Annotated in this window: 25 protein-coding genes and 2 tRNA genes; 21 read left to right on the forward strand and 6 right to left on the reverse strand. The window is 35.5% G+C overall.

Annotated features, from left to right (window positions below; all coding sequences use genetic code 11):
* Positions 1-4: 4 nt before the first annotated feature.
* The 5 genes from C6989_RS03945 to C6989_RS03965 all read left to right on the forward strand — a co-directional run bounded on the left by C6989_RS03945 (position 5) and on the right by C6989_RS03965 (position 5,134).
* Entirely contained in the window at positions 5-1,162 is a 1,158-nt protein-coding gene (locus C6989_RS03945; protein WP_148704108.1) for an AAA family ATPase, read from the forward strand.
* Positions 1,159-1,470: a hypothetical protein gene (locus C6989_RS03950; protein WP_255464630.1), complete on the forward strand. Its 312-nt coding sequence runs from the start codon at positions 1,159-1,161 to the stop codon at positions 1,468-1,470. The genes C6989_RS03945 and C6989_RS03950 overlap by 4 nt, the downstream gene beginning before the upstream one ends.
* A gap of 103 nt (positions 1,471-1,573) precedes the next feature.
* Entirely contained in the window at positions 1,574-3,121 is a 1,548-nt protein-coding gene (locus C6989_RS03955; protein ID WP_148702815.1) for an acyl-CoA carboxylase subunit beta, read from the forward strand.
* 6 nt (positions 3,122-3,127) lie between these two features.
* Complete coding sequence (locus C6989_RS03960) at positions 3,128-4,615, forward strand: acetyl-CoA carboxylase biotin carboxylase subunit (protein WP_182126392.1); 1,488 nt, start codon at positions 3,128-3,130, stop codon at positions 4,613-4,615.
* Between the two features lie 6 nt (positions 4,616-4,621).
* Positions 4,622-5,134 carry an acyl-CoA carboxylase biotin carboxyl carrier protein subunit gene (locus C6989_RS03965; RefSeq protein WP_182126393.1) on the forward strand — a complete coding sequence of 171 codons (513 nt, stop codon included), beginning with the start codon at positions 4,622-4,624 and terminating at the stop codon, positions 5,132-5,134.
* A gap of 16 nt (positions 5,135-5,150) precedes the next feature.
* Here C6989_RS03965 and C6989_RS03970 read toward each other — a convergent pair whose 3' ends face one another.
* The gene (locus tag C6989_RS03970) at positions 5,151-5,615 is read right to left on the reverse strand and encodes a redoxin domain-containing protein (RefSeq protein ID WP_148702818.1); all 465 of its coding nucleotides are present in this window, start codon (positions 5,613-5,615) and stop codon (positions 5,151-5,153) included.
* A gap of 156 nt (positions 5,616-5,771) precedes the next feature.
* Here C6989_RS03970 and C6989_RS03975 point away from each other — a divergent pair, with 156 nt between their 5' ends.
* Genes C6989_RS03975 through C6989_RS04025 form a run of 11 tightly spaced genes read left to right on the forward strand, consistent with a single transcriptional unit; the run spans position 5,772 to position 16,130 of the window.
* Positions 5,772-6,104 carry an NADH-quinone oxidoreductase subunit A gene (locus C6989_RS03975; protein ID WP_048069033.1) on the forward strand — a complete coding sequence of 111 codons (333 nt, stop codon included), beginning with the start codon at positions 5,772-5,774 and terminating at the stop codon, positions 6,102-6,104.
* 40 nt (positions 6,105-6,144) lie between these two features.
* Positions 6,145-6,669, forward strand: a complete 525-nt coding sequence (nuoB, locus tag C6989_RS03980) for an NADH-quinone oxidoreductase subunit B (protein ID WP_014962545.1) — start codon at positions 6,145-6,147, stop codon at positions 6,667-6,669.
* Positions 6,669-7,274, forward strand: a complete 606-nt coding sequence (locus C6989_RS03985) for an NADH-quinone oxidoreductase subunit C (RefSeq protein ID WP_148702819.1) — start codon at positions 6,669-6,671, stop codon at positions 7,272-7,274. Before nuoB ends, C6989_RS03985 begins: the two co-directional genes overlap by 1 nt.
* A 2-nt stretch (positions 7,275-7,276) precedes the next feature.
* The gene (locus tag C6989_RS03990; protein WP_148702820.1) at positions 7,277-8,413 is read left to right on the forward strand and encodes an NADH-quinone oxidoreductase subunit D; all 1,137 of its coding nucleotides are present in this window, start codon (positions 7,277-7,279) and stop codon (positions 8,411-8,413) included.
* Positions 8,414-9,712: an NADH-quinone oxidoreductase subunit NuoH gene (gene nuoH / locus C6989_RS03995; protein ID WP_182126394.1), complete on the forward strand. Its 1,299-nt coding sequence runs from the start codon at positions 8,414-8,416 to the stop codon at positions 9,710-9,712. It begins immediately after the preceding gene.
* Complete coding sequence (locus C6989_RS04000) at positions 9,712-10,209, forward strand: NADH-quinone oxidoreductase subunit I (RefSeq protein WP_048069014.1); 498 nt, start codon at positions 9,712-9,714, stop codon at positions 10,207-10,209. Before nuoH ends, C6989_RS04000 begins: the two co-directional genes overlap by 1 nt.
* Positions 10,202-10,714: an NADH-quinone oxidoreductase subunit J family protein gene (locus C6989_RS04005; protein ID WP_148702822.1), complete on the forward strand. Its 513-nt coding sequence runs from the start codon at positions 10,202-10,204 to the stop codon at positions 10,712-10,714. Before C6989_RS04000 ends, C6989_RS04005 begins: the two co-directional genes overlap by 8 nt.
* Positions 10,695-11,000 carry an NADH-quinone oxidoreductase subunit NuoK gene (nuoK, locus tag C6989_RS04010; protein ID WP_148702823.1) on the forward strand — a complete coding sequence of 102 codons (306 nt, stop codon included), beginning with the start codon at positions 10,695-10,697 and terminating at the stop codon, positions 10,998-11,000. The genes C6989_RS04005 and nuoK overlap by 20 nt, the downstream gene beginning before the upstream one ends.
* A complete protein-coding gene (locus tag C6989_RS04015; protein ID WP_148702824.1) occupies positions 11,000-12,553 on the forward strand; it encodes a complex I subunit 4 family protein in 1,554 nt (517 codons plus the stop codon). The genes nuoK and C6989_RS04015 overlap by 1 nt, the downstream gene beginning before the upstream one ends.
* Position 12,554: 1 nt before the next feature.
* Positions 12,555-14,633, forward strand: coding sequence for an NADH-quinone oxidoreductase subunit 5 family protein (locus C6989_RS04020; RefSeq protein WP_148702825.1), 2,079 nt, complete (start codon positions 12,555-12,557; stop codon positions 14,631-14,633).
* 12 nt (positions 14,634-14,645) lie between these two features.
* Positions 14,646-16,130 (forward strand): NADH-quinone oxidoreductase subunit N, encoded by a 1,485-nt coding sequence (locus C6989_RS04025; protein ID WP_148702826.1) that lies wholly within the window; start codon positions 14,646-14,648, stop codon positions 16,128-16,130.
* On the opposite strand, the gene C6989_RS04030 is transcribed toward C6989_RS04025, so the two are convergent.
* Together C6989_RS04030 and C6989_RS04035 are read right to left on the reverse strand one after the other, a co-directional pair.
* A complete protein-coding gene (locus C6989_RS04030; RefSeq protein WP_148702827.1) occupies positions 16,120-16,971 on the reverse strand; it encodes a polyprenyl synthetase family protein in 852 nt (283 codons plus the stop codon). The genes C6989_RS04025 and C6989_RS04030 overlap by 11 nt on opposite strands.
* Positions 16,972-17,015: 44 nt before the next feature.
* Positions 17,016-17,109, reverse strand: a tRNA-Glu gene (locus tag C6989_RS04035).
* Positions 17,110-17,189: 80 nt separating this feature from the next.
* On the opposite strand from C6989_RS04035, the gene C6989_RS04040 reads away from it, so the two are divergent.
* The gene (locus C6989_RS04040; protein WP_148702828.1) at positions 17,190-17,822 is read left to right on the forward strand and encodes a TenA family transcriptional regulator; all 633 of its coding nucleotides are present in this window, start codon (positions 17,190-17,192) and stop codon (positions 17,820-17,822) included.
* 41 nt (positions 17,823-17,863) lie between these two features.
* Positions 17,864-17,937 (forward strand) — tRNA-Ile (locus C6989_RS04045).
* A gap of 112 nt (positions 17,938-18,049) precedes the next feature.
* Here C6989_RS04045 and pyrE read toward each other — a convergent pair.
* Complete coding sequence (gene pyrE, locus C6989_RS04050) at positions 18,050-18,655, reverse strand: orotate phosphoribosyltransferase (protein WP_148702829.1); 606 nt, start codon at positions 18,653-18,655, stop codon at positions 18,050-18,052.
* A 50-nt stretch (positions 18,656-18,705) separates the two neighbouring features.
* Between pyrE and C6989_RS04055 the strand changes: the two genes are divergently transcribed.
* Positions 18,706-19,788, forward strand: coding sequence for a nickel-dependent lactate racemase family protein (locus tag C6989_RS04055; RefSeq protein ID WP_182126395.1), 1,083 nt, complete (start codon positions 18,706-18,708; stop codon positions 19,786-19,788).
* Here the strand turns inward: C6989_RS04055 and C6989_RS04060 are convergent.
* Complete coding sequence (locus tag C6989_RS04060) at positions 19,780-20,886, reverse strand: site-2 protease family protein (RefSeq protein WP_182126396.1); 1,107 nt, start codon at positions 20,884-20,886, stop codon at positions 19,780-19,782. The two genes, C6989_RS04055 and C6989_RS04060, sit on opposite strands and share 9 nt — an antisense overlap.
* A 75-nt stretch (positions 20,887-20,961) precedes the next feature.
* On the opposite strand from C6989_RS04060, the gene rimI reads away from it, so the two are divergent.
* Both rimI and C6989_RS04070 read left to right on the forward strand, forming a co-directional pair.
* Positions 20,962-21,459, forward strand: coding sequence for a ribosomal protein S18-alanine N-acetyltransferase (gene rimI, locus C6989_RS04065; RefSeq protein WP_148702832.1), 498 nt, complete (start codon positions 20,962-20,964; stop codon positions 21,457-21,459).
* A gap of 37 nt (positions 21,460-21,496) precedes the next feature.
* The gene (locus C6989_RS04070) at positions 21,497-21,715 is read left to right on the forward strand and encodes a transcriptional regulator (protein ID WP_148702833.1); all 219 of its coding nucleotides are present in this window, start codon (positions 21,497-21,499) and stop codon (positions 21,713-21,715) included.
* 1 nt (position 21,716) lies between these two features.
* On the opposite strand, the gene C6989_RS04075 is transcribed toward C6989_RS04070, so the two are convergent.
* Entirely contained in the window at positions 21,717-22,544 is an 828-nt protein-coding gene (locus tag C6989_RS04075; protein ID WP_148704110.1) for a class I SAM-dependent methyltransferase, read from the reverse strand.

Here is a 22,544-nt window from a genome sequence, read left to right on the forward strand (position 1 = left end):
ATTGATGTGGTCTGAAAAACACCGACCTCAGAATATTTCTGATATGGTTGGAAATGAAGAATCTCGTGCTTTAATCATGGAATGGTTTGCAAAATGGAAGAAAGGTACAAAGCCTTTGCTCTTGGTTGGCCCACCTGGAATAGGAAAGACAACTATGGCTTTTCTTGTTGCAAAACAATTTGGATATGATATGATTGGCCTTAATGCAAGTGATGTGCGAAACAAATCTCGAATAAATGACATTCTTACTCCTGTTTTAGGGAATGTAAGCGTACTTGGGACTCCAATGATTTTTGTAGATGAAGTAGATGGAATTCATGGTCGTGGTGACTATGGTGGGGTTGCAGCACTTGTTGATATTTTAAAAGAACCAACGGTTCCAATTATTCTAGCTGCAAATAATGACTCTGCTGATAAAATGAAAAACATCAAAAAAGTTGTAAAGACAATATATTTCAAAAGAATTCCTCCACGATTACTTAGGGTATACCTGGAAAATATTTTGAAAAAAGAAAGTGCAAAACTTAGCCCTGGTTCTTTGATTAAAGTGATTGATAAATCACGTGGTGACATTCGTTCTATGATAAATCTAACTCAATCTTTGGTAACTGGTTTTAATCCACAAACAGAAACAACATTTGAAAAAATTGATGTTGAAGAAGGTGTTAATGCATTTTTTAAATCAAAATCTGTTGATGAAGCTAGAAGTGTATTGTATTCAATGCAAATTGATCCTAGAGAAAAAATTAATGCATTTTATTCTAGTATTGTTACTAGTAATCTTGATAATGACACATTTGCAAAATATCTAAACATTATTTCAGAAGCTGATGTACTCTATGGAAAAATTATTAGAACACAAAATTGGAGATTACTAAGATATCTAAATGATATCTTGATAAAACTATATCACAATGATGATAGAATAAGATTTTCACAATACAATCTTTCATGGCCTTTGCTTAATCGTATTCGTTGGGATGGTGCAAAAATTAAATCACTTTCATCTATTATGGCAAAAAAATTACACTTATCTTCTAGCGCATTTGTAACATTTGGTTTGCCTTTTGTTTTATTTTGTATTAAAAATAAAACATTAGAGTTAGAATTAGAAGAAACATTTGGAGATATTATTGATAAGGAGATTGAGTTAATGCAATGAGTTGGAGAAAGATTCCCATGAGATTTCCAGGAACTTGTATTGTATGCAATGAAAAAATAGAGATCAACGAAATTGGTCTATGGGCAAAAGGACTTGGAGTAAAACATGAAAAATGTGCCGAAGTCAATGAATTACAATGCATTGTATGTGGCTCCCCTGCTGGTTGTCCCCAATGTGAGTTTCAGGAAAATTGTGACATTCCTAATGTTTCTCAATTTTGTGTGTGTAGAAAATGTGGTGAGCAAAATGATGTCTTTGGGTTATATCAGAAGGCCACAAACAAAAAATTTCCAATTATTAACTCCTGATTTTCTAAAATCCTCAATGATCTCCAAATTATTTTAAAAAATAAGTAATACTTTTCTTTCAAACTAAATTAATATAGGAAAACACATTGCTGTAGATTACGTCATGCATTCTGAAAAAATTGAAGACTATGTAAAAAAGAGAAATACTGCTCTTCAGGGCGGCGGTCAAGACAGAATTAAGGCACAACATGAAAAGGGTAAGTTAACTGCTCGTGAGAGAATTGATCTTTTACTTGATGAGGGTTCCTTTACTGAAATGGATCCAATGACAACTCATCATTACCATGAATATGATATGCAAAAAAAGAAATTCTTTACAGATGGTGTTGTTGGCGGTTATGGAACAGTAAATGGTAGACAAATCTTTGTCTTTGCATATGATTTCACTGTACTTGGTGGTACATTGAGTCAGATGGGTGCCAGAAAAATTACTAAATTAATGGATCATGCAGTTAGAACTGGATGTCCCATTATTGGAATAATGGATTCAGGTGGAGCAAGAATTCAAGAAGGAATTATGAGTCTTGATGGGTTTGCAGATATCTTTTATCACAATCAACTAGCTTCAGGAGTAATTCCACAAATTACTGCAAGTATTGGACCCTCTGCTGGAGGTTCGGTGTATTCTCCAGCTATGACTGATTTTGTTATTATGGTCGACAAAGCTGGTACCATGTTCGTTACAGGTCCTGATGTTGTCAAGACTGTACTAGGAGAAGAAATTTCATTTGATGATCTTGGTGGTGCAATGACACATGGTTCAAAAAGTGGTGTTGCACACTTTGTTGCACAAAATGAATACGAATGTATGGATTATATTAAAAAATTAATTTCATTTCTTCCTCAAAATAATTCTGAAGATCCCCCAAAACTTACAACTGATGATGATCCAAATAGATTAGACCATAATCTCATTAACATTATTCCAGAAAATCCACTACAACCATATGACATGAAAGAAATTATAAATTCAATTGTAGATGACCATAAATTCTTTGAAGTTCATGAATTGTTTGCACCAAATGTTGTAGTAGGTTATGGAAGAATGGATGGGCAAGTAGTGGGAATTATTGCAAACAATCCAATGCATCTTGCAGGTGCACTAGATATTGATTCATCAAACAAGGCAGCACGTTTCATTAGATTTTGTGATGCATTTAACATCCCCTTAATTACTTTAGTAGATACTCCTGGTTACATGCCAGGTTCAAATCAGGAACACAATGGTATCATCAGACATGGTAGCAAACTACTTTATGCATATTGTGAGGCAACTGTTCCAAGAATCACTTTGGTAATTGGAAAAGCTTATGGTGGTGCATACATTGCAATGGGAAGCAAAAACCTTAGAACTGACGTTAATTACGCATGGCCAACTGCACGTTGTGCCGTATTGGGTGGAGAGGCCGCTGTCAAAATCATGTACAGAAAAGAACTTCAAAATACAGATGATGCTGAAGCACTAAAGAAAAAACTAATTGATGAATTTGCAGAAAAGTTTGAGAACCCATACGTTGCAGCCTCACATGGAACTGTAGATAACGTAATTGATCCTGCTGAAACTAGACCTATGTTGATTAAAGCACTTAAAATGCTTGCAAACAAAAGAGAAAAACAACTTCCAAGAAAACATGGAAATATTAACCTGTGATTAAAGATGATTGAAAAAGTACTAATTGCAAACAGAGGAGAAATTGCTCTAAGAGTAATTAGAACATGTAATGCATTAGGAATAAAAACTGTTGCAGTATATTCTGATGAGGACTACAATTCATTACATGTAAAGAAAGCTGATGAATCTTATCACATTGGCGAGGCCGCTCCTGCAAAATCATATCTTAATCAAGAAAAAATCCTCGATGTAATGTTATCTTCTGGAACAGATGCCGTACATCCAGGTTATGGTTTCCTTTCTGAAAATGATGACTTTGCAAGACTTTGTGAAAAAAATAAAATCAATTTCATTGGCCCATCTGCAGATTCAATGAATCTTTGTGGTGATAAAATGGAATGCAAAGCTGCAATGTTAAAAGCTAAAGTTCCAACAGTACCTGGAAGTCCAGGACTAGTAAAAGATGCTGATGAAGCAGAAAAAATTGCAAATGACATTGGTTATCCTGTTCTATTGAAATCTGTTTATGGTGGTGGAGGTCGTGGAATTAGATTAGTTACTAATGACAAAGAATTACGAGAAGGATTTGAAACTGTTACATCTGAATCTATATCTGCTGTTGGAAAATCTGCAATCATCGTTGAAAAGTTTCTAGAAAAAACAAGACACATTGAATACCAAATGTGTAGGGATCATCATGGTAATGCAGTTCATCTCTTTGAAAGAGAATGCTCAATTCAAAGACGAAATCAAAAACTAATCGAACAAACCCCTTCCCCTGTTGTAGATGCAGCAAAAAGAGAGGAAATTGGTGAACTAGTTGTTAGGGCCGCAGAAGCTGTTGATTATACAAATCTTGGTACTGCAGAATTCTTAAGAGCAGACAATGGAGAATTTTACTTTATTGAGATTAACGCACGACTCCAAGTAGAACATCCTATTAGTGAAATGGTTTCGGGATTAGACTTTGTTAAATTACAAATTGATATTGCCAATGGAGAACCACTTCCATTCAAACAAAAAGATCTAAAAATGAATGGTTATGCTATTGAATGTAGAATTAATGCAGAAGATACCTTCTTGGACTTTGCACCTTCAACTGGACCTGTTCCAGATGTAACAATACCTGCAGGGCCAAATGTTAGATGTGACACATATCTATATTCTGGATGTACAGTGTCTCCATTTTATGATTCATTAATGGCAAAACTCTGTACATGGGGACCTACATTTGAAGAATCTAGAACAAGAATGCTTACTGCATTAAATGACATGTACGTTCAAGGTGTAGAGACATCAATTCCACTTTACAAAACAATTCTAAATTCGGAAGAATACAAAAAAGGAGAATTGTCAACTGACTTTTTGAAACGTTATGATATGATTAATAGATTAACCGAGGACCTTAAAAAAGAGAAAGAAGAGAAGAGTGAAGCTGCTTTGGCTGCTGCCATAATTCATTCTGAATATTTCAAGAGTAGAGTTCAAAACAGTGATGCTAACAGTACAAGTTGGAAACACAAATTGGATTGATGATTAATGAACTATAAGATATCTGACATTGAAAAATCATTTGAAGGAAAAATTGTTGAAAATTTAGGTAACAATGATTATGTAATTAAGATTAATGACAAGGATCACCAATTAAGAATTCTTAACATGGATGCAAAAGGAATAGAATTTATCTTAGATCAACAATATCATAAAGCAAAATATCTTGAGACTTCAACTAATGAAATGAATCTTGTAATTGATCATGTTCCAGTAACACTAAACATGAACACTCATTTTGATGAAGTTGTTTTCAAAAATTCTGGTGGCGGTGGTTCAGGTGGTGCGCAATTAGCACTCAAAAGCCAAATCCCGGGAAAAGTTGTATCTATTGCAGTTGCTGAAGGTGATTCCGTTAAGAAAGGTGATGTTATCTGTACTCTAGAATCAATGAAGATGCAAGTTGCAGTCAAAGCACACAAAGATGGTGCGCTTAAAAATTTAAAAATTAAAGAAGGTGCAACTGTCGCAAAAGGCGACGTCATTGCCGATTTAGAATAAAAAAAGAAATTTTTTCCTACTTGAGGAAATTTTTAATTTCTTCATAGTTTGGTTCTTTTAATGGATCTTCTGAAACCCATTTGTAACCAATCTTACCATCTTCCATAATTACAAAAACAGAACGTTTTGCAGCATTGTAGTCTTTGATGTGAAGCAGATCTTTCATCAATATGTCGTAATCTCTAATTGTTTTACTGTTGTAATCTCCCAATAATGGAAAATTAAAGTTGTGTTTTTCTGCAAATGCTTTGTTTGCAAAAGGCCCATCATTACTTATTGCTACTACTTGTGCACCCATATCTGCAATCTCTTGCCAAGAGTCTCTGAATGTACATAGCTCAGTTTCACATACAGGAGAACTAGCTGCAACTATGAATGAAAGAACGATTTTTTTTCCTTTGAATTCATCCAAAGTCCGCATTTTTAGTTCTGTATCTGGAAGCTCAAAATTTGGAGCAATATCTCCAATATTCACTGACATGATCGCAATTAATCAATGTTCTATAAAGTACTTTAGAAAAAATTCTTTTTTCCGAAAAATGATCCAAAAAAGGAAACATACCTTTTTATACAAAAATCAGGGTGAAAAGCTAAATTGGTCGGGGAATTAGCGGGCAATTACAGTACTGTGGTATTGATGTTTGCCTTTGGTATAGCAGCAATGGCACCTGCATTGATTATTTCACGAATGGTCTCTCCCCGAAAACGAAGTAACCCTGTAAAATTTTTACCAATGGAATGTGGTCAGGTTCCATCTGGAGAAGGACGAACGCATTTCATGATGCAGTATTATCCGTATATTCTTATGTTTGTAGTATTTGATGTAATGGCAATTTTCTTGTATGCATGGGGAAGTGCTCTTTTGGAACTTCCCAAGAGTGCAACTTTACCAATGATGGGATTTTTAGCAATAATGTTCGGTGCAATGGCTTTTGCATTGTACCAATCAGGGAGAAGAAGAATATGGTAGTTTTTTATACAAATCAAATTAACGAGGTTAGGGGATAAGATTGCTTAAAGACTTGGTAACACCAGAAAATGCAAATGTCTTTGTAGGAAAACTAGGGGATATTTTAGAACGAGCAATCGATAAACCATTGGGCTACGCCATCAATTGGGGTAGAATTTGGTCACTCTGGCCTGTTCACATTGAAACAGCTTGTTGCAGTGTAGAATTTGGTGCAGCATCAAGTCCACGATATGATGTTGAAAGATTTGGTATCATTGAAGCATTTGGATCACTTAGACAATGTGATCTAGTTGTTGTTCAAGGAACTATTACAAGAAAGATGGCACCACGTCTCAGATTAGTTTATGATCAAATGCCAGAACCAAAGTATGTAATTGCTATGGGAGCTTGTGCAATTACTGGAGGATTGTATTTTGATTCATACAATGTACTTCCAGGAATTGATGGAGTGATTCCAGTTGATGTCTATGTTCCAGGTTGCCCACCTAGACCTGAAACTCTCATACAAGGATGTATTTTACTGCAAGAAAAAATCAAGAGAATGAAGGCTAGGAAGTTTGTATAATGAGTAGTGAATCTGAAAAACCAGCAGCAGAGGCAAAACCTGAAGAGAAACCGACCCCTCCTAAACCTGCACCAAAACCAGCCGCAAAAGCTGAAGAAAAACCAGTTGAACTTCCAGCATTTGAGAAAGGAATTTCAGATAAATTAGTAGAAAAGTTTGGAGATAAAGTCGAAGTAAATTTTGTAAAAGAAGATAGAATTGGAATTAAAACAAGTAGGGAAAATGTTCATGATGTAGCCCAGTTCATTCGTGATGATTTACATTATGATCATGCAGAATCAGTCTCAGGCGTTGATTTTCCAGCAGATAATGAGATTGAAGTAGTTTATCATCTTGGATCTTATACTGAATCATCTCTTGCAAAGCAAATTCTTACATTATCGACTAGAGCTCCTAGAGAAACAAATCCAATTCCTGGACAGGACTCTACAAAACTTCCTAGTCTTAGAGATGTATTTTACAGCGTAGAGTTTGGTGAAAGAGAAGTTTTTGAGATGCTAGGTGTTTTCTTTGATGGTCATCCAGATAATAGACGATTACTTTTGCCCGAAGATTGGGCAGACTTGCCACCACTTCGAAAGGACTTTGCAATAAAAGGAAGATAATCATGACTGATATAATGCCACCAGGATTAGCACTCAAAAAAGTAGATGAGAGAATAATGACTCTCAATGTTGGACCACAACATCCAGGTTCAGGCCATATGAGAATTGTTGTTCAAATTGATGGTGACTATATTGTTGCATGTGATCCAGATCCAGGATATGTGCATCGTGGAGAAGAAAAGATGGCAGAATATAGAAACTATATCACAAATGTTCCTCACTTAGAGAGACCCGTAATTCATGATTCATGTAATGTTCTCTATCCTTATGTTTTAGGAGCTGAAGAAATTCTTGGAATCGAAGTTCCAGAACGTGCAAAGTATGTTAGAGTAATTTGTTCAGAACTAAATCGTTGTATCTATACCATGTATTGGCTTGCAATTTATGGAATTTTCTTAGGGCATTCTACAATGTTTATGTGGCCTGCAGGTGACAGAGAACTCCTAATTGATCTTATGGAGAAAGTATCTGGAGCTAGAGTAACTCATGCTCATTTTATTCCAGGTGGAGTACGAAATGATTTACCAGCAAACTTTGAAGATGTTTGTTTACGTCAAGTAAACTATTTTGAAAAACGTATCAAAGAATATGCAGCAGTATTTTATGATAACCCTATTTTGATTTCAAGAACTAGGGATACTGGGGTATTATCACGTGAAAATGCAATTAGATACGGAGTAACTGGCTCCGTACTTAGAGCAAGTGGTGTTGATTATGATCTAAGAGTAAAGGCACCATATGATGTCTATGACGAATTAGATATTCATACCAATGTAATGAAAGAAGGTGATTCTTATGCAAGATCTAGAATTCCATGGCTTGATATGATTGAGAGTTGTAATATTATTAGACAAGCATTACAAAAAATGCCAAAATCTGGTTCTGTTCGTGCTAAACTAAAACCAAATCCAAAGACAAAAGGTCCTGCAACCGTTTACAAACGTGTAGAATCTGGTCGAGGTTCTCTTGGTTGTTATATTGTATCTGATGGTAAACCTGAACCTTATAGAGTAAAAATGAGCGTTCCCTCATTTAGAAACTTACTTGCATTACCTAATCTTTTGATTGGCGAAAAACTTGGTAATATGCCATCTGTTTATTGGAGTCTGAATTATTGGCCAGTGGAGGCAGATAGATAAATGTCAGCTATAGCGCCAAAATTCAAACTAAGTGAATTTATCAAGTCTCTTCTTGATAATCTGTTTTGGATAGTACTACTCTTATCATTAATTGGTATCCCTGCAATTCAAGTAGTTTTGTTCTTTATCGAAATGCCTGTAATCAATGGCGAATTACTTACACCATTTCTTGCATTGACGTGGTTGGCAGATCCGTCACGTAGTCTCCCAATTCTAAAAGCATTCATGGCAACTGATATGTTCAGAGTTGTGGCATTTCCTGGCTTTGGATTTGCTGCTCTAATTGCTGCTGGAACAATTTTTGTTGAACGAAAGATGCTTGCAAAATTACAGCTAAGAGTTGGTCCTTTCTATTGTGGAAAAATTGAAGGCATTTTACAATTAATGGGTGATGGTCTAAAACTAATTTCTAAGGAAATTATTATTCCTGCAAAAGCTGACAAACCCATATTTTGGGCGGCTCCTGTGATATTTGTTGCAACTGCAGCTGCATTTGTAGCATTAATTCCTGTAGCCCCTGGTTGGGTGGTAGCAGATGTAGACTTGGGATTATTAGGAGTTTTTGCAGTAATTGGATTCTTCCCAATCATAACAATTCTTTCAGCATGGTCTGCAAACAGTAAATTCCCATTCATTGGTGGAATTAGAGCTCTATTCCAAATGGTCTCATTTGAAATTCCATTAATATTGTCTTTGTTGGGAGTTGTTATTCTTACTGGAACTCTCAACTTATCTGAAATTGCAGCAAGTCAATCTAACTTCCCATGGATTATATTTTTGCCAGTTGGTGCAATTGTTTTCTTTATTACGATGCTTGCAGAGTTGGAAAGAATTCCATTTGATCTCCCAGAGGCAGAAAGTGAGATTGTTGCTGGTTGGTTAACAGAATTCTCTGGAATGATGTATGGTCTAGTTCAATTAGGTACATATCTGAAACTTTATGCATTCGCAGGATTGTTTGTTGTTTTATTCTTAGGTGGTTGGAATGGCCCTATGGTTGTACCTCCATTCCCAGAAGAAATACTTACTGATGGTATTGTAATGGGACCAATCACTGCAAAGATTCCAGGATTACCTCTGTTTGATCAAGAAATGCTGAATGGAACACTTTGGTTTGTTCTAAAAACAGTTGGTGTGATTTTCTTTATTCTCCTACCAAGAGGTGTCTTCCCAAGAATCAGAATTGATATGCTGTTGAGTCTTGGTTGGACCAAATTAATTGGATTAGCATTCGTTAACATCTTTATTGCACTAGGATTGCTTTACGCTGGAGTCTTGGGACCAGGAGGATTACAATAATGGGAACTGCAACTGGAATTATTCGTGCATTAAATTCAGGAATCAAACATCTTGCAATTAAACGATTTACACTTCGTTATCCTGAAGAAAAACTCAAGTTTGTAGGTGATGGTTATCAGTTTGATCCTTCTACTGGTGTTGGTATAGCTGGATTAAAAGGCAGACACATGCTATTTCATGATCATTGTACTGGATGTCAATTATGTTCAATTGCCTGTGAAGGGGTTGCAGAAGCAATTGCAATGGTAAAGGTTCCTGAAGAACAAAAACAAAATAAAAAATCTATCATGCCTCAAATTGATTATGGAAAATGTGTTTTCTGTGGTCTTTGTGTTGATGCATGTCCATTCTATGCGCTATACATGACAAATGATTATGAATTATCTTCTTTTACCAAAGAGGGTCTTATCTATACCCCTGCCCAACTTGCAGTAAAACCATATCTTACTCAAGACAGTGAAATCCAAATTACTGATAGAGGTGCAACACATGGCTGATGCTGCATTTTTAGCCCTTACTGTAATCACAATTGGTTCTGCAATTGCTGCTCTTGAATTAAGATCATTAATTTATGGTTCAATTGCATTAATGGGAACTCTTGGCGGTATTGCAGGATTCTTCTTTTTACTAGATGCTCCATTTGTTGCATTATTCCAATTAGCAGTTTATGTTGGCTCTATTGCTGTTTTGATTTTGTTTACTGTCATGCTCGTAAAAAGAGAACTCATATTCAAAAAAATTGAAGATAAAAGAAGAAAGTTTGCAGGAATTGGTTTGATGCTTGTAGTTATGGTTGCATTAGGTGCAGTCTTTCTAGACTCTGGAATTAAGACAATTACTACTGATGAACCTCCTGTTGATTTTAGAGATATTGGTACTGACTTTGTAACCTATTATTGGCCTGCCCTGATTTTAATGGGATTAATTTTAGCTGGTTCTGTTACTGGTGCACTTGTATTAGCAAAACGCGAGGATGTGGAGAATGACCAACGAACTAATTGATTTTACATTAGTATCCGTTGCCTTATTGGGCATAGGAATCTACGGTCTAGCAGTTAAACGTAATTTTATCAGAATGCTATTTGCAGTTGAAATTATCATTAATGCTGCCAATCTTAACTTAGTTGCATTTGGTAGATTTTTGCCACATAGTGGTGGTCAAACATTAGCTCTGTTCTCTATTGCTATTGCAGCTGCAGAAGTAGCAGTTGGACTTTCATTAATTATTGTAGCCTATCGTATGTATCAAAATGTCGATATTGCAGACTTTAGGAGTTTGAAAGGATAATGGAATATGCATTATTACAGGCAGTTTTCTTGCCATTACTTTTATCTCCAGTAGCCTATATTCTAGGAAGAAAAGCAGGACCAACTCCTGCTATGTGGTTTACATTTGCAATCTTACTTTATACAACAATTCTTGTAATCAATGCAGCATTATCTGGAACTGTTGAAGAACACTATCCATGGACAGAACAATTTGGTGAATTTGGTTTCTTACTAGATGGTTTAGCATCTCCATTTGCAATAATTATCTATGTATTATCCACAATTTTGGTTCTTTATTCAAAACCATATATGATTCACAAATTCCATGAGCAGTTTGAAGAAGAACAAAAAATCAATCCTTCTTCAAGTGGGCAAAGTTCTGTTGTTGAATCATCATCACTTTCTAATTATGTAAATGCAAAATCTGGTCTCTACTTTGCACTTTATCTTGTATTTGCAATGGGAATGCTTGGAACAGTACTCTCAACAAACCTGATAGAATTTTACATATTCTTTGAAGTTATGTTGATTCCTGGTTTCTTTTTAGTTGCTCTTTGGGGTGATGGTCCAAGAAGAAAGATTGGTTTGATGTTCTTGTTTTGGACCCACGCTGGTGCAGTTGTTTTACTACTGGGATTCTTGATGATTGGATTAACAATTGGCAGCTTTGACTTTGCTGACATCAAAGAATCTGAGATTCCTCAAGATATTGTAATGATTTCAGCAATTGCGATTGCAATTGGTCTTGGAGTAAAATTGGCTGTCTTTATGTTCCATGTTTGGTTACCTTATGTCCACGGTTCAGCACCTACCCCAATCAGTGCACTTTTGTCCCCTGCAATGATCGGAATTGGTGCATATGGTATCTTTAGATTAATTGTTGAATTCTTACCATCTACATTCGCAGAACTCTCAATTTGGTTCCATATCTGGGGTCTTGTTACAATGATCTATGGTGGTGCAATGGCATTAATGCAAGATGATCTAAAACGTCTTCTTGCTTATTCTAGTATCAGTCAGATGGGTTATTTGCTATTTGGTATAGGTTCAATGTCTGCAATGGGTCTTGCAGGTGCTGAGATGATGTATATCACTCACGGACTTGGAAAAGGCATTCTCTTCATGATGGCTGGAATTATTATTGTTAAAGTAGGTACACGCAGTATCTCTAAACTTGGTGGTCTTGCTGGAAAAATGCCAATCACTGCTGTTTGTGCAGTTATTGGCGCACTTACAATTATGGGAGTTCCCCCAACCAGTGGATTTATGGGAGAATGGATTCTCTTTTACGGTGCATTAGAAACTGCAATTGAAGAAGGTTCTACGGTTAGAGCAGTAACATTTGGTCTTGGACTTGTAGCAACTGCACTTACAATGTCATACATGTTGTGGATGTTAAAACGAGTATTCTTTGGTAAAACACCAGAACATCTAGAGAAGGTCAAAGAAGGAAGTTGGTACATGACAGCACCAATGATGGTACTAGCTGGATTTACTATTGTACTTGGAATTTATCCAGACATCTTCTTGAACACAATTATGCCTTACATGAACGGAGTGTTGGGAGTTTAATATGGCAACTGAAGCTATTGGTTTACCATTTGAAGCGACATCTGCTGCAGCATGGCTTGTTTGGATTTTACCATTTGCTGCTGCACTCATCATGCCAGGTATTGGAAAATTCTCAAAACGAACAACAGGCTATGTTGCAGTTGGATTTGCATTAATGAGTGCATTATCTGCAGCATCTTTGTTACCACTTGCAGTTGAAGGAAGTGAAATTCACAAACAGGTTATGTGGATTGAAGCAATCGGTTTGAAGGGCGGTGTATTAGCTGATCCGCTTTCAGTAATTATGGCAAATGTTGTTGCTTGGATTTCATTCTTGATTATGATTTACAGTACTGGATATATGAAAGGTGATAAAGACATTACAAGATTCTGGTTCTGGATGATGTTCTTTATTGGTTCAATGCAATTAATTGTGTTATCTGATAACTTACTACAAGTCTTTTTTGGATGGGAAGGTGTGGGTCTCGCATCTTATGCATTAATCAGCTTCTGGTATCGTGATAAAAAGAAAGATCATGTTGGACAAGAAGGACGTACTGTTCTTGGTCTGCTAGATTACTATGCTCCAACTCATGCTGGTATGAAGGCATTCATCATGACCAAAGTTGGTGACGTGATGATGATTGCTGGTATGCTTTTGATATTCTTGTTCGCTGGAACATTTGGTTTCAAGGAACTGATGGGAGATCATGAATGGGCTATTGCTATGAATGCACAAGGTCTACTGGTCCCTGCCTTTGTATTGTTATTTGGTGGTGCAGTCGGTAAATCTGCACAATTCCCATTAAATGAATGGCTCTTAGAAGCAATGACTGGTCCAACTGCAGTTTCTGCATTGATTCACGCAGCAACAATGGTTAAAGCTGGTGTGTTCTTGGTTGCACGAATAGGACCTATTGTTTTTGCATTAGGTGCAGCAGGAATTATGGCTGATCAATTCTTTGAGATTGTTGCATGGGTTGGTGCAATTACTGCATTGTTACTTGCAACACAGGGTATGGTTAATCCTGAAATTAAGAAGGTTCTTGCATATTCAACTGGTTCACAAATTGGTTACATGATGATGGCATTAGGTGTTGCAGGACTATCTCAGCAATACGTTGATGGTTATACTGCTGGATTTTTCCACTTAATTTCTCACGCAATGTTCAAGGCATCATTATTCATGGCAGCAGGTTCGTTGCTGCATATTGTTGGTTCTCGATTTATGACTGATATGGGTGGTCTGAGAAAACATATGAAAAAGACATATGCTTTCATGTGGGCTGCAGGTCTTGGTTTGATGGGAGCCCCATTTATCACAACAGGTTTCTGGAGTAAAGATGCAATCTTTGCAGCAGTCTATACATCAGGAAACGAATGGGCATTACCGCTATTTGCAATTGCAGTGTTGACTGCAATAATTACTGCATTCTATACTACAAGAATGATTGGTATGGTATTCTTTGGTAACAAGAGTAAACATATCCAAAAAATGGAAGAAGAAGGACATCACATCCATGAAGCATCATTATCAATGTGGGCTCCATACGGAATCCTTGCAGTTTTAACTATTGGAATTGGATTAATCGGATTATCCACAGAACACGGATTACATCATATGTTTGAAGTATATCTTGAAGATTCATTTGGAATCCACAGTGAATATGCAAAAACTGAATCCTCAATATTGCCAGAATTCCTGCAAGGAATCAACCCCGTAGCACTTGGTGCTTCACTTGTTGCATTTGCAATAGGAATTGGATTAGGATACATATTCTATATTGGCAGATGGGTTGATCCTGTCAAATTTGTAAACTCTAACATTTTCTTTTACGCAATTCACAAAGTTATCTTAAGCAGATGGTATCTTAATGCAATAGTGTATTGGTGCTTTGTAGTAGCCCCATTATGGTTGGCAAGAGGTGTATTCAGATACTTTGAAAAGACAGCTATCGATTACGGTATGAACGATGGATTCCAGAAAGCAGTTGGATGGAGTGCTAAAGTCGTCCAAGGAACTCAAACTGGTGTTTCACAATCTTATCTATTCGTATTTGGAGCAGGATTACTATTTGTAGTTCTGATATTGTTGATATAGGAGAGACATGAAATGTTAGAAATTACTTCAACTCCATTGGTATTAATTGCAATTTTAGGAACTGTAGGTGTTATTCTTCCTATAATTAGTATTGCAAGAAAAGAGAAAGGCTCTAACTCATTTTATGCTGTAATTGCATTTGCAGCACTAATCGTGTCTATGGGATATGTTGGATATGAATTCATTAACAATAGTGTAACTGCATCTGCGCTTTTCTCTGAGGATGTACTTGCTGATGATGCATTTGGTGGATTCTTTGCAATTGCAATGCTTATAGTTGCATTGTTCACAACAGTTGGCTCCTTTAACTATATGAGAAAACACAATTCTCCTGCTGTTTACTATTCTCTAATCTTACTTGCAACAATTGGTATGATTCTAGTTGCATACTCAACTGATCTTGTGATGCTGTTTGTTGCTTGGGAACTCATGAGTATTCCAACTTATATTTTAGTTGGATTCATGAAAAAGAACCCAAGTTCAAATGAAGCAGCACTAAAGTATTTCCTGTTTGGTGCATTATCTTCAGCAATAATTGTTTACGGAATTGCATTATCTTATGGATTAACTGGTTCTACAAACATTGGTGAAGTCATTGAAGGTTATTCGACACTTGATCCTTCACTTCTACCACTTGCATTACTTTCAGTTGGAATGTTTATCGCAGGATTTGGATTTAAGATGGGACTTGTTCCTTTCCATCAATGGCTTCCAGATACTTATGAGGGTGCACCTTCTCCAGTTACTGCTCTTCTTGCTGCAGCAACCAAAAAAGCAGGATTTGCTGCAACCATTAGAATTGTAATTCTTGGAATGGTTGTTCTTAATCTTGATTGGACTTTAGCACTTGGAATTATTGCAATAATGACAATGACAATTGGTAATGTTGCAGCTATAATGCAAAAGAATCTTTCAAGAATGTTGGCATATTCTAGTATTGCACATGCAGGATACATTTTGATTGGATTGGCAGTTGCACCATACAGTTCTCTTGGATTACAAGGTTCTTTGTATCAAATCTTTAATCATGCAGTGATGAAGGGTGCTGCCTTTATTGCAATTGCAGGAATTGTAACAACTCTTGCTGTTACTCATATTGATAAATTAAAAGGACTAGGAAGAAGAATGCCAATAACTGCCTTAGGTATGGTGATTTCCTTATTTGCACTTGCAGGTGTTCCTCCACTTTCAGGATTTTGGAGTAAATTGATGCTATTTGGAAGTGCATTAGATGCAAGTTCTGCATTATGGTGGGCTCCTTGGCTTGCAATAGCAGGAGTTCTTAACAGTGCATTATCACTTGCTTACTATGGTTGGATAACTAGAAAGATGTACTTTGAAGGAGAAACAGAAAAGAGGGTTTCAGAACCAAAATCAATTGTTGCGGTAATGATATTCTCTATAATCTTCTTAGTAGGATTTGGTGTATATCCAGAACCACTTCTTAAATTTGTAGAATTTGCAACACCAATAGTTAGTTTAGGACTTATGCCTTAAACGAAGTAAATTTAATTAAATTATCTAGATTTATTTTTGCATCATTATCTGGAATCTTTCTTAAACTAGTCCTTGCTTTTTCAGAATATTCTTTTAACAATTCTTCCATTTTGTTAAAAACATCTCTTGGATCTGAACTTTTCTTAATCAATGTATTAAACAATTTATCTTCATTTTTCCAATCTAGCAAATCGTCTCTAATTTGATACGCAATTCCAATATTTTTTCCATATTCAGTTAGTCCTTCAATTTGCTCTTCAGTTCCATTTGCAATAATTGCCCCTGTTCTGGCTGCTACCTCAAATGCAGTTGCAGTTTTGTATTCAATTACTTTGAGATAATCATCAAATGTAACATCCTCACTTGTCTCTAATCTACTTTCAATCATTTCTCCTTCACTCATCAACATTGCTGTAGTTGCCAAATCTTTAGTTATTCTTGGATTGTCTAATCTAGAACATATTGCTAAAATTAACCCTAAAACAAAGTCTCCTGTAAGTACACTAGTATTATATCCGTATTTGATATGGAATGGATCCTTTTGTCTCCTCATTGTTTCATTATCAATAATATCATCGTGAATTATGGATTCCATGTGCAAAAATTCAACTGCACAAGATGCAGCAAACGTATTTTCATCAGTTTTACCAATACTTTCAGCTGATAAAGTCAGAATAATTGGTCTGATTCGTTTCCCGCCTTCCAAGGAATATTTTAACGGTTCAATAAATTCTGATTCTGAATAGAGATCTAGCTCTTTGTCTAGTGCCTGATCAATTTTTCTAATATACTCTCCGTACGTTTCAAGTAAAGGATTAATCTCGATATTCTTTCTGTCCAAGATGAGCCTCTACTGAAAAAACTTTCCCATTGTTAATTAAATCTTGGTGCTCCAGCCGGGATTTTCATCGATTGATTTTGAACCCGGGATCACTGCCTTGAAAGGGCAGTATGCTTGACCGGTCTACACCACTGGAACCCAAGAAAATTCTGTATTTTGACCATAAAATCTTTTGTAAACCACAAAGATTTTTTTATTGGCAGATTTGCAGTCAATTCATGAACATAATTAAAAAAATTGATGAAATGATTGAAGAAAGAAGTTTACTAAAACATCCATTTTACCAAGCATGGTCTGATGGTAAATTAACAAAAGAATCCCTTGCAGGATATTCAAAAGAATATTTTCAACTAGTAAAAGAAGTTCCATCTTTTATGGCTCCTATAATTGAAAAAGCTCCAGAATCAGTTGTAAAAGAATTGGTTGAAAATCAACAAGAAGAGTCTGATCATATTAAACCATGGATTGCTTTTGCAGGAGATCTTGGAATTTCTGAAGAGGAATTATTGTCATATTCAGGTTTACCAAAAACCAGAAGAGCTGTATCTGATTTGAATGAGTTAATGGATTCATTTGAAAATGGGGCTTGTGCAATGTATGCATTTGAGAAAGAAATCCCTAAAATCAGTCAAACAAAACTTGATGGATTATCAGAATTCTATGGTATGACTAGTGATGAAGCCACAGAATACTTTAAGCTACATACCGAAGCGGACATCAGACATGCAGCATCTTGGAGAAATATTCTTGAAAAATCTTCAACTGACTATGACAAATTAATTGAAATTGCAGAAAAATCAATATCTGCACAGAATTTGTTGTTGGACAGTTGTTTTGACGAATACTGTTAATCTCATAACATTTTATACCTAAGAAAAAATTCATCTGCTTAGGGCCCGTAACTCAGCTTGGTAGAGTAACCGGCTCATAACCGGTGAGCCAAGGGATCGAAGCCCTTCGGGCCCATATATTTTCAATTAGTTTTAAAATAAGCAAATTCAAATTTTACTGGCTGCAATGAAGAATCAGAGTTATATCTGAATGATGATTGGAAGGCATTTGTCTGAGCTGCCAAAACTCATTTATCAATTTGCTTTTTCACTTTATCTAAAGTATTATCATCAATTAGATTTTGTTCATGTAGGGCTTCTGTAATTTGTAAAATATTTAGAATTGAATGCATCTTGACTCCCAATTCTTCCAAGGCTTCATCAGCTCCTTCCATTCTATTAACAATAACATATGCATCTTTAATGGAAATATTGACTTCTTTTAATGATTTTATTGCATTTACAACTGAACCTCCAGTAGTTGCCACGTCATCTATCATAACTACCTGCATTCCATCATGAATTTTACCTTCAACTGATTTTGAAGTCCCATAATCTTTTGGTTTACTTCTGACATAGATCAATGGCTTTACAGTTTCAATTGCTAATGCAGATGCAATAACTAAACCCCCTGTAGGTACTGAAACTATTGAATCAAACTTGTCTAATCCTATATTTTGAGCAATCTCATTTTCTAGATATTTTACCATTTTTCTAAATTCATGTGGATAACTTGGAACCAGTCTTAAATCCACATAGTATGAACTCTTTTTTCCACTTGCTAGTGTAAAATCCCCAAATTTTATGATGCCTTTTTGGTGCAAAAAGGTTGCAAACTCTTTTACAAATTCCATACCAAAATTAACTACACTGGATTTATTTTGGTTTGTATTATGAATGAATCATGCCTGAAATCTGGTTAAATTATGGTATTACAGACGTTGTTTTGGACATAAGGGCAGAGAATTTAGAGCAAAAAATTGATTCTGATGGTAAAATCCTAGATGATTCAGCGATCAATGAAAAATTGAATGCCATTGATTTTTCCAAACCTATGGAACTTGTAGTTTTACATAATTCAAAATCTATTCAAAAAATTATTTCATCTATGTTTTTACTATGTGAACAAAAATCAAAACCTTTTCCAAGAATTCTTACTGATAAAAAAATTCTAAATCAAGTTAAAGCAGGACTGCCCGAAGGCAGCTCTATCAATGAATTTGATAATATGGAAAACCCAAACTCAAACCTTGTATTTATGAGTGAAATGGAGTTTGATGGTCTTTTTGGTTATGAAACCATCTCTACACGACTAATCAAAAAGTTTGGCTTAGAATCTATGCTTTCAGCATATGCAAAAAGACAAGGAAATCTTCCTGTTCCAGGTCAATATCCTGAAAGTCTTCAAGAAGCAAAGAAATTCTCTGACAACTTTGAAATTCAGGGAATTGAAATTATTGCAAATTCCCAAGGAATAATTGATTTTTCACTTGGCCACCCATCAGAAACTATCTCTAATACAAAAATTCTTGAATCTAATTCGATTAAAGATGTAGGCCAGCATAAAACAATGATAATCAGTACTGGAAAAGATGCTAGTAATGATAATCTAGGAAAATCTTTTTCATCTCTTTGGAATTGTTCTAATGCCATAAAAAAAGATGGCCTTGCAATTTTAGTTGCTGAATGTAAGGGTGGATTGGGATCTAATGCAATTCAACAATACATTGAAGACAGATTGAGTTTAGATCAATTACGGAATCCTACAAAATACATTAGTGGAATGGAAGATCTCTTGTTTCTTTCAGAAATCCAAAAGAATTTTCAGATTGGACTAGTTTCAATTCTGCCTGAGTTCTATGCAAAGAAACTAAACATGATTTCATTGCCTGGGATCAAGTATTCTATGGATTATATCATAAAAACACAAGGTGCCAGACAAAAAGTTGCAGTAGTATCTGATGGTGCCCGACTTTTACTAAGATAAGAAACTAGGCAAAAAATCTGATGGCAATGGCGCACATAAAACTGCTAATCCAATTATTCCCAAATAAGCAAGTTTTCTATTTCTTGAAAGCGGTGTGATCTCATCAAGTGGGGTCGCACTAGGACGTGTAAAACTCATAAACAAAATAAAAATTGCCATTACTTCATAACCTAGCAAAAACAAGATCCCTATACTTCCAAAAGTTGCAATTTTGTGGAATTTGGGACTAAGAAATGTTCTTGCCATATGTCCTCCATCAAGCTGCCATGCTGGAAGCAAATTCAAAAATGTCACCAAGAAACCTACCCATGACGCAAACAAAAACGGCGTCAAGTAAGGAGTGTTACCGTGAATTTCACCCTTACCAAACATGGCCAAACTAGCTGTCATTAAGAGGGGTTCTCCCAAACTCCATTCACTTAATCTTGAATCATCAGAAATATTACCATCAATTATATTTTCTAAAACTGGTGCTGTATATGCAGCATAAACTGAAACAATAATTGCAATAACTAGACCTGCGACTGGTCCGGCAATCGCTATATCAAACAATATTCTTCTGTTGATAGTAACTCCTTTTGATTGGATGAATGCGCCAAATGTTGGAATGCCTATTACCGGTAAACCTGGAATGAAAAATGGCCATGTTGTTTTCAATTTATGCCATCTGGCAGCAAAAATATGACCAAGTTCATGAACTCCTAAAATTCCTAATAATGCTAGTGTATACCATGCTGCTGTTTCCAATGGATCTCCAATATCTATAATTGAATTTGCAACTGATGTTTTGTGATACCCATCAAACATAACGAATCCTACTACAATTGCAAACAAAATCCTAGGGGTCCATGGATTGCCCAAAATCCTTTGCTTTTTCATAGTAAATTTTTGGATAATGACATACTTTTCTTCATTAACTTCTTCTAATTTGCAAAAATAACTCATGTCTTCTAGTCTTCTAGCCAAATTTTCAAATTTTTCTGTAAAATCATTATCATCTATTCTAAATTCTAAAGCAAATTCAGATTTTGTAAAATCACTTACCTTAAAAATAGAGTTTACTATCGAAATAATTTCTTCTTGAGATGGGTCATCCATATGTTTTAAGACTAAATCTATCCATTAAATGGTCTTTTGGTTTAAAATTAAATATTGATGGACCTATTCCTTAGTATGCAAGTAATTCTAAGACAATTAGGTGATTGTAATATTAGACGTGCTGAGCCAAGTGATCTCATTCCTGTGATGGAAATTAATTTGAAAACACTTCCTGAGCATTACTCTGATTATTTCTATGAAAGCCTACTTGCGGAACTTCCAGAGGCATTTATTGTGGCTGAGATTGGTGGAAAGCACGTTGGGTACATAATGTGTAAAACTGAGTATGGTTTTTCAAATTTTAAGAAACTGGGTTTTGTCAAGAAAGGTCATGTCGTATCGATTGCAGTTCTTGATGAATATAGGAAGAGGGGAATTGGAAATGCACTGGTTGAAGAATCTGTAAAAGGCGTAAAATCTAGAAAGTGTGATGAGTTCTATCTAGAAGTGAGGTGTAGTAATAATGAAGCTGTTAGATTGTATGAAAAACTTGGATTTGTAATTAGACAGCAACTTAACGCCTACTATCGTGATGGTGAAGATGCGTATCTTATGGCAATTGAGCTAGATTAGTTAAAACCAATAAATAACTCTCGAAAAATTCTCCGCCATGGACAAACGTAAAGGAATGGGTGTTACCATATTTCTTCTTTGTATTGGTGGGTTTTTTCTTTATGCTTATTTGTTAATGCTATCTGAATGGAGTCCTATTGTTTTGCAATTATCTGTATTGATGATTGCAGGAGGAATTCTTGGAGTTGTTGCATGGATAGGATATGTTATGGCAACAACAAAACCTTCATCTGCATCAATTACTTCAGACGATTAACTCATTTGAAAATTTTTACATCTACAACAGTTTGATAATATCTAGGACCTACTGGTCTAACAATTTTTGATCCCAATATCTCTGATTTAACTGGTGTAACTTGAAGATAATGCTCTTCAGATAGTTTACCTGCATCTGATTTTTTATCTGCATGTATGTGTGAATAATAGTGAATAATTCCTTTGTTTTTGGTTGTCCTTATTGCAGATTCTAAAAACTCATCTGATCTTTCTGGTAGTAACATTAGAGTTCTATCTGACTTGTCTACAAGTTGTTCATTGATAATTTGAGTTGCGTCCCCATTTATTGAAATAACTTGCCCTGCAAGTTTGTTTAGCTTAATGTTTTTCTCACATAACTTTGATGCAATTGGGTTGATGTCTAAACTATAGACTGTACATTTTTTCTTTTTTGCAGCAATAATTGAAAACATCCCCACTCCTGCAAACATGTTTGTCATTATTTCTCCATCTTGAATCATATTTGCTATTCTATCTCTTTCAGTAGATAACCTAGGTGAAAAAAATGCATTTTCAACATCTACTATGAATTTACATCCAAATTCTCTGTACTCTGTCTCTGTATTGTCTTCTCCTGCTATGATCTCAAGATTACGCGTACGAAAATCTCCTTCTACTGCAGAGGCCTGGCAAAATACACTTCTAGCAATTTTTACATCATCCAATAATGTCTCTCCGATAATTTTCTTTTTTGATAGAAGAGATTCTGGTATTCTCACAATAATGATGTCTCCAATTTGATCAAATGCTGAAATTAATTCTTCACTCTCTTTTGGTGACAGTATACTTTCAAGTGATTTTTTTAGCAT

Origin of the sequence: Nitrosopumilus sp. b2 (assembly GCF_014078535.1) — an archaeon.
In the GTDB taxonomy this organism is placed as follows: Archaea; Thermoproteota; Nitrososphaeria; order Nitrososphaerales; family Nitrosopumilaceae; genus Nitrosopumilus; species Nitrosopumilus piranensis.